Here is a 15,169-nt window from a genome sequence, read left to right as displayed (position 1 = left end):
GTCGTGAGAATCCATCAATTGTTTTTGAAACTGTTGAACGTCACTAGTCTCGTTTTGATTATTTTGATTTTCGCTACGCCCTTTGTTTGGATGGCTGTAACTTCAGTCAAGTCGCTGAGTGAAACGATCACGTTCCCACCCGTCTGGATTCCTGAAACCATTCGTTTTGAAAATTTTACCCTAGCATGGGAGTCCGGTCCTTTTTTTAGATACTTAGTCAACAGCCTAATCGTCACATTTTCCATCCTTATCCTACAATTTCTAACCATTGTCCCTGCAGCGTATGCGTTTGCTCGTTATCAATTCTTTGCAGATCGTACATTGTTCGCGCTAACAATGATTACACTTATGATTCCAACACAATTAATCTTTTTACCTGTGTATCTGCAATTTAGCTCTTGGGGAATTTTAGATACTCACCTCGCACTGATCTTACCATTCGCAGCCAATGCTTTTGGAATTTTCATGCTACGGCAAAGCTTTAAACAAGTGCCTGAAGAATTACTAGAAGCCGCTCGACTCGATCAAGCAAGTGAATGGAAGATTATTTATAAAATTATGGTCCCTATGGCAAAACCAACAATTATCACCCTTTTACTTTTCAGCTTCATTACACATTGGAACGACTATTTCTGGCCACTTGTCATGACAACCTCAGATTCAAGTCGAACACTCCCTGTAGGAATCGCAGCATTGACCAATGTAGAAGGGGGAGTTGCCTGGCATATTATGATGGCTGGAAATATGATTCTTGTCGTACCGATTCTAATCATGTTCTTCTTTGCTCAACGTCAAATTATTCGTGCGTTTGTCTATACAGGCGTCAAATAATACTAAAAAAGGAGCTACCCTTATGCGGAAACCTAATTTTTATTTACTCGTCATTTCAATGTCAGCACTAATGCTTACAGCTTGTGGAGAAAACGAAGGTGAATCAACAGAGGCGACCGAATCGCTTTCAAATGATCCGATTGAGATAGAATATTGGTATGCGTTTGGTGATAAGATTGGTGAGAACAACGAAGCGCTTGTGGAACAATTTAACGAAGTCCAAGATGATATCATTGTCCATGCCCACTACCAAGGCAATTACGAAGACTTGCATTCCCAAACACAAGCAAGCATTGCAGCAGGAAATGCTCCACATGTTACCCTTAATGAAATTGCTTCAATGGGGGCCTTTGCAGAAGCTGGTATGACCGAAGACCTTACATCTTATATAGAAGAAGACAATATTGACCTTAACGACTTTGTAGAAGGATTAATGGGCAACTCTTATATTGGGGAAGGTATCTACGGACTTCCCTATCTTAGGAGTACACCAATTCTATATGTTAACAAAACGATGATGGAAGAAGCCGGACTCGACTCTTCAGGACCTGAAACGTGGGAAGAATTTGAGGAGTATGCGCGTGCATTAACGAATGACGAGGGCGGTGTCGGAATGACCATGCCGGTAAACATTTGGTTTTACGAAGCCTTTGTCAAACAAAGCGGTGGATCGGTGTTAAATGATGATGAGACTGAAGCTACTTTTAATGAAGCTCCAGGGGTCGCAGCGGTTGAGTTTATCCAAAGAATGCACGATGAGGGGACCATTAAAGTTCCTACAGGAGACGAAGCAGGGCAAATCGCTCTTCAAGATTTTACCAATCAAAACGCTGGCATGGTATTCAGCTCTACAGCTGATCTAACAAACTACCTATCCATAGCTGAAGAAGCTGGCTTTGAAGTAAACACCGCTTTTATGCCTCAAAACGAACAATACGGCACACCAACAGGTGGCGCAAACCTTGTTATGGTATCAGGACACCCTGAAGAAGAAAAGATGGCAGCTTGGGAATTTATTAAATGGATGACAGAGCCGGAACAGACGATTACTGCAAGTACAAACACAGGTTACCTTCCAATGAGAGAGTCCGCAATTGAAAGTGAGGAAATGGAGTCCTTATACGAGCAAGTCCCTCAATATAAAGTGGCTGTTGACCAACTTGAGTATGCAGGTCCTCGTCCACTAAACGCTAATTACGCCCAAGCTCAAAATATATTGAACGATGCCATTACATCTGCATTAATTGAGGACAATCAAACACCACAAGAAGCGTTAGATGAAGCAGCAGAACGGATTAACAGCTTATTAAAGTAGAAAAAAGGATCATCAACTGATGATCCCTTTTTACTACACTTTTGAACCCTTTACATCTTCATACGTTTTTCGGTTGGCGACGTAGTTTTCTTCAAAGCATTTGATATCAATTAGCACAGTGCGATCTTGTTGAATCGCTTTTTGAAAGGCCGGAAGAAACTCATCTTTTGACTTCACTTCCATGCCAATCGCACCCATCCCTTCAGCCACTTTTGCAAAGTCTACTTCTCCTAACGCCGTACCAATTACCTTATCTGGATAGTACATTTCCTGGTGCATGCGAATGGTTCCATAATTTTGGTTATCAAATAGCAAGATGATGATAGGAGCTTTATGCCTTACGGACGTTTCAATCTCTTGAATGGTCATCATGCCTCCACCGTCACCGTTAAATGATACAACCGTTCGGTGTGGTTCTGCGATTTTTGCTCCAATCGCTGATGGGATGCCATAGCCCATCGCCCCATTCGTTGGACCTAAAAACAGGTGTGAATCTTTAATAACGAGTTGGTTGTGCAACCATGTGGCAAAGTTTCCTGCATCACATGTAATGACGGCATTTGGATCCAATTCTTCATTTAACGTCTCCATTACGTGGCTATAGATTGAATCATCCTTTTCTACAGCCATCAACTCACTATGAGACTTGCGACACACTTTTTGCCAATCACTCCAATCCCTTTCTACCACAACGTCAGTAAAGGCTTGCAGCGCATTGACAGCATGAGAGACAATGCCTAAATCAGGTGGGTAGACTTTTCCAATTGTACTCTCGTCTATATCAATATGGATAAGCGTCTGGTCCCAATGTAACAACGTATAATCTTGAGAAGTCGCTTCTGAAAGCCTTGTTCCTATCGCAATGACAAGGTCCGCTTCTTTAAAATGATCTACAAGTGTTGGCGCCGCGGCAAGGCCATATGGCCAATGTACGCTTCATGATCATTATCAATAATTCCTTGTCTACGGAACCCCGCAACGAGTGGTAGTTTGAATTTCTCGACAAACCGGCGTAATGCCAACTCGCCTTCTGATGAACTTACCCCACCACCTGCAATGACGATCGGCTTCTTAGCTGCTCCAAACAAACGTTGGAATGTTTCGACTTCAATCGTTGAAGGTGCAGGAGCTGGAATGGAAGTAGGGGGACCAAAGTTCATCGTTGTCGTTTCTGTCAGCATATCTTCAGGTAACGAGACAATAACCGGACCTGGTCTACCTGTTTGCGCGACGCGAAAGGCTTTTTGAACGAGTTCAGGAACCCGGTGACTGTCACGAATTTCTGTCGTCCATTTGGCAATTTCATTGAAGTTATGATCAAAGTTCACTTCTTGGAATCCTTCACGGCCGAGAAATTCACGCTTTACTTGACCTAGAAAAACGACCATTGGTGTGGAATCTTGAAATGCAGTATGCACGGCGATGGAGATATTCGCTGCCCCAACACCTCTTGTAGCCATAGCAACGCCGACCTTGCCTGTGGATCTTGCGTACCCCTCCGCCATAAAACCGGCACCGCCTTCATGCCTGTTCACGATCAATTCAATGCTCTCTTGTCCTTCAAGCGCATCAAGCACTGCCAAAAAACTTTCCCCAGGCACTGTAAATGCCCGTGTAACATTCTCAATCTTCATACACTCTACTACAGCTTCTCCTGCAGTCATTGTTTTTTGGTAACGCATGTCGATTCCTCCTCTTATTAATCAAGAAAGGGGGTCTCTGCACATGCATGACCCCCTTTAGATTAGAGCAATTCGTATTGCTTATGAAGATCTCTAACAGCCGCAACGAGCGCGTTTGCGGCCTTACCTTTATAATACTCTTCGACAAGTTTCTCCGCTTCTTCTGGGCCCTCCCTAAGCTAGTCCCTTTGAGAAGGTCATGGATGTATTGGCGGCCATGATCGGTCGCTAATGTACAAGAAGCCTCAAGGATCACGCCATACTTATAATCAACTTCCGCGGTAATGGTCAATGTGTCGAACACGCTTTTCGCTGCCATACCTTGTGGTAACTTTGCATGTCCTGCAATAAAACGCGTGTGCAAAAATGCGATCGAGACCCTCTCCTTTTACGATTCGTCTACTGATCTAACGCCATTGTTGCCAATGTACGTACCATCACGCCAGTTCCACCTTTTGGTCCCATTGGCGTGACACGATCAAGGAATGATGTACCGGCAATATCCAAGTGAACCCATGGAGTGTCTTTTACAAATGATTGTATGAAAAGACCTGCCGTAATACTTCCTGCTAATCGGCCTGGAGCATTATTCAAGTCAGCAACGTCTGTTTGCTTAAGCATCTCATAGTAATGAGGATGTGTCGGAAAGCGCCAGATCGATTCTCCCGATTGTTTCGCTGCTTGCTCTGCTTGAGCATAAAAATCATCGTTATTCGATACCGAACCCGTAACGACGTCACCAAGAGCAACGACACATGCACCTGTAAGGGTTGCAACATCAACAATTTTCGCTGCACCGAGATGCTTTGCATAAGACACACCGTCCGCAAGAGCAAGTCGACCTTCAGCATCGGTATTCGTCACTTCAATCGTTTGCCCATCAAATGAGCCAATTACGTCACCGGGACGCATAGCCTGTCCATTTACCATATTCTCTGTAGACGGAATGACGGCCATTACATTCACGTCTGGCTGAAGGTGACCCACGACTTCCATCGCACCAAGTACGGAAGCCGCACCCCCCATGTCAGACTTCATCGTTTTCATACCATCCGCTGGTTTCAATGAATACCCGCCTGTATCATAAGTTAAACCTTTTCCGACAAAAGTGAGGGGTTCGCTCCACGTTTCTTGCCCTTGATATCGAAGAACAATCATTTGCGCTGGCAGATCTGAACCTTTGTTCACTGAAAGTAACGCGTCCATACCCATTTCTTCAAGTTGTTCATTGCCCAACACATCAAATGAGAAATGGTCAAAACGGCTTGCCAATGCTCTTGCTTCACCAGCAAGCGCTACTGGGGTCAGATCATTGGCCGGAATGTTTACGAGTGTTCTCGCTAGATTTACCCCTTTTGCCGTCGCTGTTCCAGCTGCAATAGCCGCCTCATTCGCCTCACCGTTTGTATAGAAAGTGATCCTTTGATCTGGTTTTTCTTGTTTATTTGTTTTGTACGCATCAAAGGTGTATGTGGACACATGCCCCATCTCTGCAGCTGCTTGTGCAACATTGGTAGAATCAAAGCGATCATTCGTAAAAGTATCGATTAACACCGCTACTTTCGCATCGTCTGAAGCAGCTTGGAAACCTGCGCCTAATGACTCTTTCAAAGATGAAATTTCCGTATCGTCCCCCTTTCCAACAAAAATGAGCGTCGTCCACTCACTTCCTGATGGGACCGTAAAGCTTGTTACTTTTCCTTTTTGCTTTTTTATGTGTGGATATTTCTTATTAAGCAGATCATGTAAGTTATTCGTTCCATGAGTTAATGCGTCTGGTAACCCCGCATCTTCCGTGCCGACACCAATAATCACCGCTGATTCGCTTGTTTCTAACGACCATTCTTTTTTATACGTATACATGTTGTTTCGCCCCCAACTGAAAATTCTCTGTACGCATAAACATAAAAACAAACGAAGGCTACTCCTGCATCTTCTGCAGCAGCTAGCCACGTTTGTTCAATTGTACAGAGCAAAAAGCCTCTGTCTATATGATACCCTCTTTTTTAGATCATCAATCGTTTTTTGATCAAAATTAAACCATTCCGACAAAAATGATGCCGTATGCTCTCCAAGTGTGGGTGGTGCGCTGTTGACATCTAACGCATGCCCATCAGATAGAATCGGGTTTCTAACCCCTTTGTACGTTCCAAGTGATGAATGAGAATGCTCAACGACCATGTCTCGATGTTTTACTTGGTCATGCTGGAATACTTGCTCAATGTTGTTCACTGGTCCACAAGGTACTTGATTTGCTGCCAATTTCTCCGCCCATGCATCCGCTCGTTCTGTCTTAAATACTGATTCAAGAATTGCTCTTAGCTCACTTCGATGAGCGATGCGGTCGGCATTCGTACGAAAACGAGGGTCCTCGGCTAATGACTCTTGGCCAATGACGTTGCACAGTGCAGCAAACATCCGGTCGTTGCCAGCAGCGATCATGAGCGGCTTGTCACGACAAAGAAAGGTTTCATACGGTGTAATATTCCCATGCGCATTTCCTGCGCGTTTGGACACATGCCCGTTCATCAAATAGCTACTGGAAATGTTGGCAAGGGAACTCACTTGAACATCTAGCAAAGAGAGATCAATGTGCTGCCCTTTTCCACTCTCGTCTCGTGAACGTAATGCCGCTAGAATGCTAATGCACACATAATGGGAAGTCATAATATCTACAACAGGTGTGCCGACACGTGTCGCCTCTCCATCTGCTTCGCCAGTGACATCCATAAGTCCAGCGACTGCTTGAATGACAGGGTCATACCCTGGCTGTTTATGATAAGGACCGTCTTGCCCGTATCCAGTCACAGAACAGAGAATTAATCTCGAATTTATCGAAGTGAGATGCTCATAGCTTAAGCCGAGTCGCGCGAGTGTTCCAGCTTTAAAGTTCTCTACGACCACATCTGCCTGGCGGACCATGTCTTCAAACAAGCTTCTGCCTCGCTCACTTTTCAAGTTCAATGTAATGGACTTTTTGTTGCGATTTGCTGACAAGTAGTACGTGCTTTCTTCCCCGGAGAACGGCCACCAGTGCCGAATGTCATCACTTCCTCCAGGCTGCTCGACACGCACAACTTCTGCTCCTAAATCGGCAAGCAACATCGTGCCGAGCGGCCCTGCTAATACTCTAGAAAGATCGAGGACTTTCACACCTTTTAGTGCTCCTTGCATCATCTACCTCCAGTATGAGTTAGTCTTGTGCGATTGTTGACTTTTCAAAAGGCCACGCAGGTAACATCTTTCGGAGTGGTTTATCTTCTGTATACCCAAGCGCATATCGTGCTTGCATCAGTGTATGAATTTCACGCGTTCCTTCATAGATTACGGGAGCTTTTGAGTTCCGTAAATACCGCTCGACAGGATACTCATTGGAATATCCGTATGCTCCATGTATTTGAACAGCATCATTCGCTGCTTCGTTCGCAAAGTTACACGATTGCCATTTGGCAAGTGATGTTTCCCGAGTATTCCGAACGCCTTGGTTTTTCAATTCCCCTGCCTTGAACACGAGCAGGCGACTGATTTGTAGGTTGGCTTCCATGTTGGCAATCATCTGTTGGACGAGTTGATGCTTCCCAATTTCTGTACCAAATGTCTTTCGTTCATGACAGTAAGATACAGATGCTTCCAAGCTTGCCATAATGAGTCCACATGCTCCTGCAGCGACAGTGAATCGACCATTATCCAACGCAGACATTGCAATTTTGAACCCTTCTCCTTCTTCACCTAACAGATTTTCTTTTGGAATCTTTACGTTATCAAAGAAGATCTCACCTGTATTTCCTGCACGAATGCCAAGCTTGCCTTTAATCGCTTTCGAGCTGAAGCCTTCAAAATCACGTTCCACGATGAATGCCGATATGCTGGAATGCTTTTTGTCTTTCTCGCCGGTATAGGCAAATACGATAAATGTATCTGCTACATCACAGAGGGAAATCCATGTTTTTGACCCATTCAACACATAGTGGTCGCCATTTTTCTTCGCTGTTGTATTCATCGCAGCCACATCAGAACCTGCATTCGGTTCTGTCAATCCGAACGCGCCAATTTTCTCACCTTGCGCTAGTGGCGTTAAGTATTTTTGTTTTTGTTCATTGTTCCCCCATTGCAGAATTGTCATGCTGTTGAGACCGATGTGCACAGAAGCAGCCGTCCGAAACGCCGTATCCCCACGCTCCAACTCTTCACATACAATGGCGAGTGTGTTGTAATCCATACCGCTTCCACCATATTGCTCAGGAATACAAATGCCCATAAATCCAAGGGTGGACATTTGGTCAACCACACTGCGTTCAAAGTGCATGTTCTCATCCCACTCACCGATGTGCGGAATAATCTCTTTATCCACAAAATTCCGTACCGTTTTTTGAACCATTTTTTGTTCTTCGCTTAATGTAAAATTCATCGTATACCCTCTCCATTCTCATTTGTAGACGCAAAAAAGCCAGTCTACTCCCATTAAAAGTAAACTGGCTGACAGTCTTAGAGATCACCATGGCTAGGCAGCATAAGACTTGAACAGTTCATCATTTGGTCACAATTATATGACTAGTTTGATCATTTGTCAATTCTTTCAGAATTATTCTGCGATCACATAGGCTTTTGCCATCAGCTCCAAAAACCGATGGATGCTGTCCTCCGTGTGCACCATGCTCTTTAAAATTTGATGGACTTCTTTTAAGTCTTCATCCGAAGCCATCAGAATTTCCCCGATAATATAATCGCTTTCCATCCAATGAAAAACCCCGTCTAAAAAAAACGTATAGACACGGGGCTCTTCAGGATATTGGCTGAAAAATCGCTGAATGTATGTTACATATTTCTCTCCATCCATGCTGCGTTGCCCCTTAGCTTTGATACTTTAAACTATGCAGCAGCGAAGTAAGAGTGACGCCAAATGACTGGATTTCAAAAAGTTAATGAAGATCACTATAAACAGAACTCTCCTGAACAGATGGTCGCGGCTTTTCCACGCATCCACACATGATCATTTTCACTCGACCACGTAATGTAGAGGTCTCCACCTGGCAAATGGACGGTTACTTCCTCGTCTTTCTTACTTTTCTCATTCAAGACAGCCGCCACAACAGCAGCACATGCACCGGTGCCACAAGCTTGTGTGATGCCACTACCCCTTTCCCATACAGCAAAATCAATCTCTTGTTCAGTTTTCATTTGAATAAATTCTACATTTGTTCCTTCTGGAAAGATTGTCGCTTGTTCAATGAGCGGACCGACGGTCTGCACATGAGCCGTGTCCAAATGGTCAGAGAATAGAACAGCGTGTGGATTGCCCATTGATACCGCTGTGAGAGCATGCACTTCTTCGCCGAAAGAAATACGTTCATTTATGACAAGTTCATCATCATTTCCTCGCATGGGGATCGCCGCTCGTTCGAGTGCAGGGATGCCCATGTCGACGGTTACTTCATCCACATGACCATTCTCTTTTGGGTGCACTTCAGCAGTGACGATCCCTCCTAGCGTTTCAATCGTGAATGTGTTTGACCGGACAATACTCGCTTCATACACATATTTGGAGACGCACCGCAAACCATTGCCACAGTTTTTCGCCTCTGACCCATCATTATTGAACACACGCATACGAATATCCGCTGTATTTGAAGGTAATATTAAAATCATTCCGTCTGAGCCAATACCTGTATACGGATTGGCGACGCGAATCGCCGTGTTTTTTAATTGTTCTTCTTTAGGGATTTCATGATGAAACCCGTCTACATAAATATAACTATTGCCCAGTCCATGCATCTTCGTAAATTTCACAAGCAGTTCCTCATTTCCTTAAACGTTCCGTCGTCCAAAAATAGTCATCATCAGCATGCATGATCACCATAGAATAGTTGCAACATGGCAAAATCAGTGTCGTTTTCACACCATCAAATGCATCGCGCAATTGTTTTTGTTTCATATAGGTTAACACATTCGGCTCATTGCACTTTGGGCACTCATCAAAATAAACGTCCCCGCCGATGCGATCATACGGCCACGTGTTTTGAAACGGAAGCAACTCCATTCTCTCATCTACTCCCTTACATTATTCAAGCAATGTTTACGTAACGTGAAGAGCATGTTGCACAAACTGCAACAACGCTCGTTTTTGTTTGACAATCTCTTCTTCTGGAGGAGCAGCGTGTAAATAAGCTTGTTCTGCACTGCTTTCAATAACCCCAATCACAAGCCTCGCACTACTACTTGGCTCCACGTGTTCCCCGATCATTTCGTTTCTTTGTGCTTCTTCCAATCGCCATGTCATCCATGCATAAAACGGCTCGTAAATCTCTTCCCATTCGCGCAAATGCTCGGTAGATGCGAGCCCTGCGTAAACGAGTGCGTGGAGCTCCCGATATTCTTTTAGATTATCATAGACCGTTGCTATAATATCTTCGAGCTGCTTCGCAAAACACCCTTTTTTATCAACGGTTTTTTCAAGTTTCTTCACAAGTGTGTTGACTAACTCTTCAGCAATGGCTGGCATAACGGAGAGCTTAGAAGAAAAATACAAATAGTACGTGCCTTGTGCTATGCCCGCAGCTTTGACGATATCGGATACTTTCGTACGCTCAATCCCGTTCTCTTTGAACACGTCAATGGCAGCTTGTACGATACGCTCCTTTTTATCCAAACGGTTCACCTCTAAACAATTCATAATCCATCATCATGGCTATATCCAATCATTGTCTTCAAGTTCTTTATAGATCTTCTCAAGCAGCTCATCTGCAGAGCTACCAGAAATTATTTTCCCTTCAACGATGGCGTAGTTTTTCTTGGCACAAAGGGTGCATTTCCCTAAACAACCATATTCTACCACATCTATATCTGCATCTCTTTCTAACGCCTCTAGTACGGGATGGGTACCTTCGGCAAGGTTGCTCATACAAAATTCTACAATAGGGATCAAACGTCTTCACCATCCTGCCTTTGTGTCATCGTATCCAATCCCTATAGCTACCGTCAATCTTTAGACTAGATCAACGGTTTTGAAACTACTTACAACAGTTGTTGTCAGGATTGAAGAGAATCGTTATACTTTAAGAGGTGCAATCCTTACGAAATGATTTTTACATAGATTCTGTTTTCAGCGAGCGATTTAACGAGAACCGATCACGCGAATCGCTCAACCAGTGTCATTTTTCAACAAAAGGGGTCCTTCACTATGAAAAAACTTGTCATATTGGGCGGCGGTTACGGTAGCATGAAGATTATGCAACAGTTAAGCGCAAAAGACTTGCCTGAAGACTACGAGATTGTTCTCGTTGACAAACTTCCTTACCATTGTATAAAAACGGAGTATTATGCGCTAGCAGCAGGCACAGAATCAGATCACGATATTCGTGTTCCTTTCCCAAAACATGTGCGCAGACACTTTGGACACGTTCAACATATCGATGTTGAATCAAGAACGATAACGCTTTCTGGTGATCAGCATGACCCAGAGACTTTAAGCTATGACAAGCTCGTCATCGGCCTCGGTGCTGAAGACAAATACCACGGTGTCCCAGGGGCTAGCGAGCATACACATAGTATTCAAAGCATGGAAAGCACAAGGAAAACTTACGAGGCCATTAGTAATTTACCACCTCGCGCTACCGTTTCAGTTGTCGGAGCCGGGCTTTCTGGCGTAGAATTGGCCGCTGAATTGCGTGAGAGTCGCCACGATTTGACCATTCATTTGTTTGATCGAGGAGAAACGATTCTCCCGATGTTCCCATTACGGTTAAGTACCTATGTTACTTCATGGTTTGAAAAACATGATGTCGATATCGTTAGCAACTCTAATATTACTAAAGTGAGTGACGGTGCGCTCTACAATCACGATGAACGGGTACAGTCGGATGCCGTCATTTGGACTGCGGGCGTGCAGCCTGTTGAAGTCGTTCGGAATATGGAAGTTGAACAAGACCGTAAAGGTCATATCATTTTAACAAAGCATCATCACATTCCAAATCACCCCGATGTATTCGTCGTTGGAGACTGTGCAAGTCTTCCGTATGCACCGAGTGGACAACTTGCTGAAAAACAAGGGGAGCAAATTGTGATGATCCTTAAAAAGCAATGGGCGGGAGAGCCATTACCTGACACGATGCCTGAAATGAAACTCAAGGGAACCCTTGGTTCTTTAGGGAAGAAAAAAGGCTTCGGTGTGATGGGCGATAAAGCTTCTGTTAAAGGACGTGTCGCGCGGATTTTAAAGAGCGGCGTTCTCTGGATGTATAAATACCATAGCGGCGTGTAAAAAGGAGACGGGGCAACGTTGCCCGTCTCCTTTTTCTATACTGCTTCTCGGTTAATAATGTCGTCAATAGTACGATAAATGATTTTTAGCTTCGGATCTCCTTCAGCAACAATTTCTCCATTAATCGTCACAAGCGGATAAAACCGATCCTCTTCAATAATTTCTTCAGCCATTTGTTCATAGCCTTGTTTCGGTTGCCCAATATCAATGTACTCAAACTGAAACAATTGTTCAGGATACTTCCGATGTAACAAGGCTTGGAGCCACTCCATCGTCTCTTTGGATGAAGGCAAGTTCACACAACTTGCGCATTTTTTTTCGGCGCCATAAACCGCAACCTCAATTCCCACAAAAGACCGTCCCCTTTCCAGTTGTGATTCCATTTTACAACGAATTAGAGAAAAAATAACCCTAAACATGGATTTTTACACCTTTGGGTATTATAATAGGTGGTAAAGAAAGGAGTGTTTATGATGACAGAAACAGTAGATATCACAGGTCAAGTACAAGAAGTACTTGAGAAACTCCGCCCGTTCCTTCTTCGCGATGGTGGCGACGTTGAGCTCGTCGATATTGAGGATGGGATTGTGAAAGTTCGTCTCATGGGCGCTTGCGGTACTTGCCCTTCATCGACAATTACGCTAAAAGCAGGCATTGAGCGTGCGCTCGTTGAAGAAGTCCCAGGTGTAGTGGAGATTGAACAAGTATTCTAAATGCCTGTTTACAGGATTTCATACAAAAAACCACGATGAGAATCGTGGTTTTTTGATTGAGTCATACATCACTTACGAAACTTTATTCAAACAGAAAAACAGGTGATCTTGCTCCGTCTCAGAAACCGCGGGACTAGCAATGTGTATTTCCCCTAGCCGAGCTATGACTGTATAAGCTTATAAATCTCCACTTGTGAGAAGGAGGGGGCTGAAAAAACGAATCACTCTCTACGTTACTCGTGAGCGGGGCCGATCTACGCAACATGGAGCGTTGTGGTCGTAAGTTATCCCATCATTGAACCGTCTACGTGGGGAGAACTGGATCATAGGAAAAGATTATCTCGGGCGTGTAGCTTTGCAGTATTTGATGAAGGCGATGACATAGAGGAACTCGTTGAGAGTTGGAGTGTAAATGAGGATGGTTAACTCTATTCATATCAAATCGAAGAACTATATAGAATGAACTTAAGATTCTCCTATTTTGCGCTGTTGGGTTGGAGGGGTAGCGAGGTGCCATTATGCGCGCTAGTTTGCCTAAATTAACGATTCTGGCGATCATTCCGCTAAACTCCTGCGCAGTTTGTTCCAACTGGAGTGCAGATACCAGGCTGAAGGGCTAACGACACGTCGTCCCCGGCGGGGATTGTACACGTGATCCGGTAATCTGTTACCGAGTTTGCTCAATCTGTTCCCTAGTTTATGAGAATATACCGCTTTTGCTCCGATTTTCCCCAACTTGAGAACAGATTGGTCGCAACTCGAGCACAGTTTCCACTTCACCATGCTGACCATTGTTTGAGAGAATAAAATTGCTACAAACAATGGTAAGATCGAAGCTTTTTTCATAGTAAAACTCCTCAATTAGAATGGGATGTGTAGATATGATAAAAAAAGTCTTTTAATTTCATCGATGATAATTTTGAGTGGTTGCTTTTTTCAGAGCGACCCTGTTAATGATCAACCAGCCATTGTTCTTGTGAATATAAAAATAGAAGACAATAATCCAACTACAGAATATTCATTGCGATTAGCAAGTAGCTCAAAAAATTCTGAAATCGAAGGGCAGGATTTCAGGTTATTAACAACTAAAGATAAGCGGGTAAGTTTTAGGGCAGATACTAACAAGACGTATACGGCATTTGTTTCAAAAACATCAAAATCAAATGAAAGCGATAAACTTTATGATGATGTACAAGGTGCAGCGGGAGAGGACATTCTTGCTGAAGATACATTTCACCCAGAGGTTGGTGAGGATACCTGGGTCATTGAGCTAAATGATAAGTAAATTGATAAATATATCGCTTCCTAAGTCAAAAAAATTCAAGGTATTTATGCTCATACTTATCAATGTTTAAATATTCACTTAATAAATTACATTTGTTTAAATGATCAACGTAACTATTGAACTACTCGGCACTAAAGTACCGAAATTCCTAGAAGCACACCTTGACCAAGCATGATTGATGCTGGACAGCGGGCCTCGTTCATGGCTAAACGATCCCCGCAGTTCCTGCGGTTCTAAGTCCTTCTTGGAAGATGTTTTTGGCAGCGTTGATGTCGCGATCGTGATACGAAAAACAAAAAAATTAGAATTGACAAATATAAAGTGAGATAAGCATAAAAAAGATAAAGAATGAAATCCAATGAAAGAATTAAAAGCGTCACAAGGATAAAGTTCCCTGTGACGCTTTTTCGTTATGCAAACATAAAAGGATTTTTCATCTGAGCATGGGATCCCAGCAAAAAGGGTTCCTCATTTAAGAAAATCCCATCATAGACATAATCCATGTGGAATTTTCTACTTATAACAACCGAAACATTGTTTTATGTTTTTCAATTTCCCTTTTTTCAGTGAGCACTTATCCACGAAGCGCCACTTCGATTTATTTAGTTCCCCCACTTTAATTCCATGGATAATGTACAGCAATCTGATTGTGGATTTTGCGCAGGTAAGAATAGCTGTACAGCTATTCCAGTTGGTGTATAACTCACGTTTGTTCGAGCCGTAAACCCTGGTATCGCATGGATAAGGTGGTCCACATGTTCATCTTGCCCTTGTTGCGCAGCGTTAATGACTTGATATGAAAACTCCTGATTTTCAAAGGCGTGAAGTAACGTTTGACTTTGTTGGAGTAGCAGTTGAATTTCCTGGACGGATTCAGTCAACATCGTCGGGTCTGCAGGCGGGTAATTTCGATAAGCAGGATTGTGCTGATAAAAATGGTACGGACGATACCATCTCTGCATCCATTTTCCCCCTTTTTTTTCATCGTATGTGCATTCCAATGATGATGTGCTAAAGAGCGAATTTGAGGTGAAGCTGGCGAGCCATAGGACTCCGTTCGCATCCGTGATAATTTGGAGCCTTCTA

The 15,169-nt window shown here is 43.5% G+C and carries 15 protein-coding genes and 2 pseudogenes; 5 read left to right on the top strand and 12 right to left on the bottom strand.

What is annotated here, in order from left to right; genetic code table 11:
- The first annotated feature begins 9 nt into the window (after window positions 1-9).
- Both JCM19039_RS16250 and JCM19039_RS16245 read left to right on the top strand, forming a co-directional pair.
- Window positions 10-831: a carbohydrate ABC transporter permease gene (locus tag JCM19039_RS16250; protein WP_373975911.1), complete on the top strand. Its 822-nt coding sequence runs from the start codon at window positions 10-12 to the stop codon at window positions 829-831.
- A gap of 22 nt (window positions 832-853) precedes the next feature.
- On the top strand, window positions 854-2,146 hold the full coding sequence (locus tag JCM19039_RS16245; RefSeq protein ID WP_042429171.1) for an ABC transporter substrate-binding protein: 1,293 nt from the start codon (window positions 854-856) through the stop codon (window positions 2,144-2,146).
- Window positions 2,147-2,182: 36 nt separating this feature from the next.
- Here JCM19039_RS16245 and JCM19039_RS28110 read toward each other — a convergent pair.
- The 10 genes and pseudogenes from JCM19039_RS28110 to JCM19039_RS16200 form a co-directional block, all read right to left on the bottom strand.
- Window positions 2,183-3,754: pseudogene (locus JCM19039_RS28110) on the bottom strand (thiamine pyrophosphate-binding protein); the annotation flags it as partial.
- 136 nt (window positions 3,755-3,890) lie between these two features.
- A pseudogene (locus tag JCM19039_RS23335) lies at window positions 3,891-4,192 on the bottom strand (DUF3870 domain-containing protein).
- 35 nt (window positions 4,193-4,227) lie between these two features.
- A complete protein-coding gene (locus JCM19039_RS16235; protein WP_042429167.1) occupies window positions 4,228-5,691 on the bottom strand; it encodes a leucyl aminopeptidase in 1,464 nt (487 codons plus the stop codon).
- Between the two features lie 96 nt (window positions 5,692-5,787).
- A complete protein-coding gene (locus tag JCM19039_RS16230; RefSeq protein ID WP_042429164.1) occupies window positions 5,788-7,002 on the bottom strand; it encodes a CaiB/BaiF CoA-transferase family protein in 1,215 nt (404 codons plus the stop codon).
- A gap of 19 nt (window positions 7,003-7,021) precedes the next feature.
- Window positions 7,022-8,236 carry an acyl-CoA dehydrogenase family protein gene (locus tag JCM19039_RS16225; protein ID WP_042429161.1) on the bottom strand — a complete coding sequence of 405 codons (1,215 nt, stop codon included), beginning with the start codon at window positions 8,234-8,236 and terminating at the stop codon, window positions 7,022-7,024.
- Between the two features lie 174 nt (window positions 8,237-8,410).
- Window positions 8,411-8,665: a hypothetical protein gene (locus tag JCM19039_RS16220; protein WP_042429158.1), complete on the bottom strand. Its 255-nt coding sequence runs from the start codon at window positions 8,663-8,665 to the stop codon at window positions 8,411-8,413.
- A gap of 95 nt (window positions 8,666-8,760) precedes the next feature.
- Window positions 8,761-9,600 (bottom strand): diaminopimelate epimerase, encoded by an 840-nt coding sequence (dapF, locus tag JCM19039_RS16215; protein ID WP_042429283.1) that lies wholly within the window; start codon window positions 9,598-9,600, stop codon window positions 8,761-8,763.
- A 25-nt stretch (window positions 9,601-9,625) separates the two neighbouring features.
- Window positions 9,626-9,865: a hypothetical protein gene (locus JCM19039_RS16210; protein ID WP_052398885.1), complete on the bottom strand. Its 240-nt coding sequence runs from the start codon at window positions 9,863-9,865 to the stop codon at window positions 9,626-9,628.
- 36 nt (window positions 9,866-9,901) lie between these two features.
- Window positions 9,902-10,498, bottom strand: a complete 597-nt coding sequence (locus JCM19039_RS16205) for a TetR family transcriptional regulator (RefSeq protein ID WP_042429155.1) — start codon at window positions 10,496-10,498, stop codon at window positions 9,902-9,904.
- A 15-nt stretch (window positions 10,499-10,513) separates the two neighbouring features.
- Complete coding sequence (locus JCM19039_RS16200; RefSeq protein ID WP_042403109.1) at window positions 10,514-10,750, bottom strand: DUF1450 domain-containing protein; 237 nt, start codon at window positions 10,748-10,750, stop codon at window positions 10,514-10,516.
- Window positions 10,751-11,005: 255 nt separating this feature from the next.
- On the opposite strand from JCM19039_RS16200, the gene JCM19039_RS16195 reads away from it, so the two are divergent.
- Window positions 11,006-12,085, top strand: a complete 1,080-nt coding sequence (locus JCM19039_RS16195) for an NAD(P)/FAD-dependent oxidoreductase (RefSeq protein WP_042429152.1) — start codon at window positions 11,006-11,008, stop codon at window positions 12,083-12,085.
- A gap of 35 nt (window positions 12,086-12,120) precedes the next feature.
- On the opposite strand, the gene JCM19039_RS16190 is transcribed toward JCM19039_RS16195, so the two are convergent.
- Window positions 12,121-12,435 (bottom strand): YuzD family protein, encoded by a 315-nt coding sequence (locus JCM19039_RS16190; protein ID WP_238545106.1) that lies wholly within the window; start codon window positions 12,433-12,435, stop codon window positions 12,121-12,123.
- A 120-nt stretch (window positions 12,436-12,555) separates the two neighbouring features.
- Between JCM19039_RS16190 and JCM19039_RS16185 the strand changes: the two genes are divergently transcribed.
- Together JCM19039_RS16185 and JCM19039_RS16175 are read left to right on the top strand one after the other, a co-directional pair.
- Window positions 12,556-12,798, top strand: coding sequence for a NifU family protein (locus JCM19039_RS16185; RefSeq protein WP_238554380.1), 243 nt, complete (start codon window positions 12,556-12,558; stop codon window positions 12,796-12,798).
- Between the two features lie 919 nt (window positions 12,799-13,717).
- The gene (locus JCM19039_RS16175) at window positions 13,718-14,083 is read left to right on the top strand and encodes a hypothetical protein (RefSeq protein ID WP_152550245.1); all 366 of its coding nucleotides are present in this window, start codon (window positions 13,718-13,720) and stop codon (window positions 14,081-14,083) included.
- A 602-nt stretch (window positions 14,084-14,685) separates the two neighbouring features.
- On the opposite strand, the gene JCM19039_RS16170 is transcribed toward JCM19039_RS16175, so the two are convergent.
- Window positions 14,686-15,045, bottom strand: coding sequence for a hypothetical protein (locus JCM19039_RS16170; RefSeq protein WP_042429145.1), 360 nt, complete (start codon window positions 15,043-15,045; stop codon window positions 14,686-14,688).
- Between the last annotated feature and the right edge of the window lie 124 nt (window positions 15,046-15,169).

The sequence above is a fragment of the Geomicrobium sp. JCM 19039 genome, from assembly GCF_000698145.1.
Taxonomy (GTDB): Bacteria; Bacillota; Bacilli; order Bacillales; family Marinococcaceae; genus Geomicrobium_A.
Note: the sequence above shows the minus strand (reverse complement) of the source record. Positions and strands in the feature narration are given on the sequence as shown.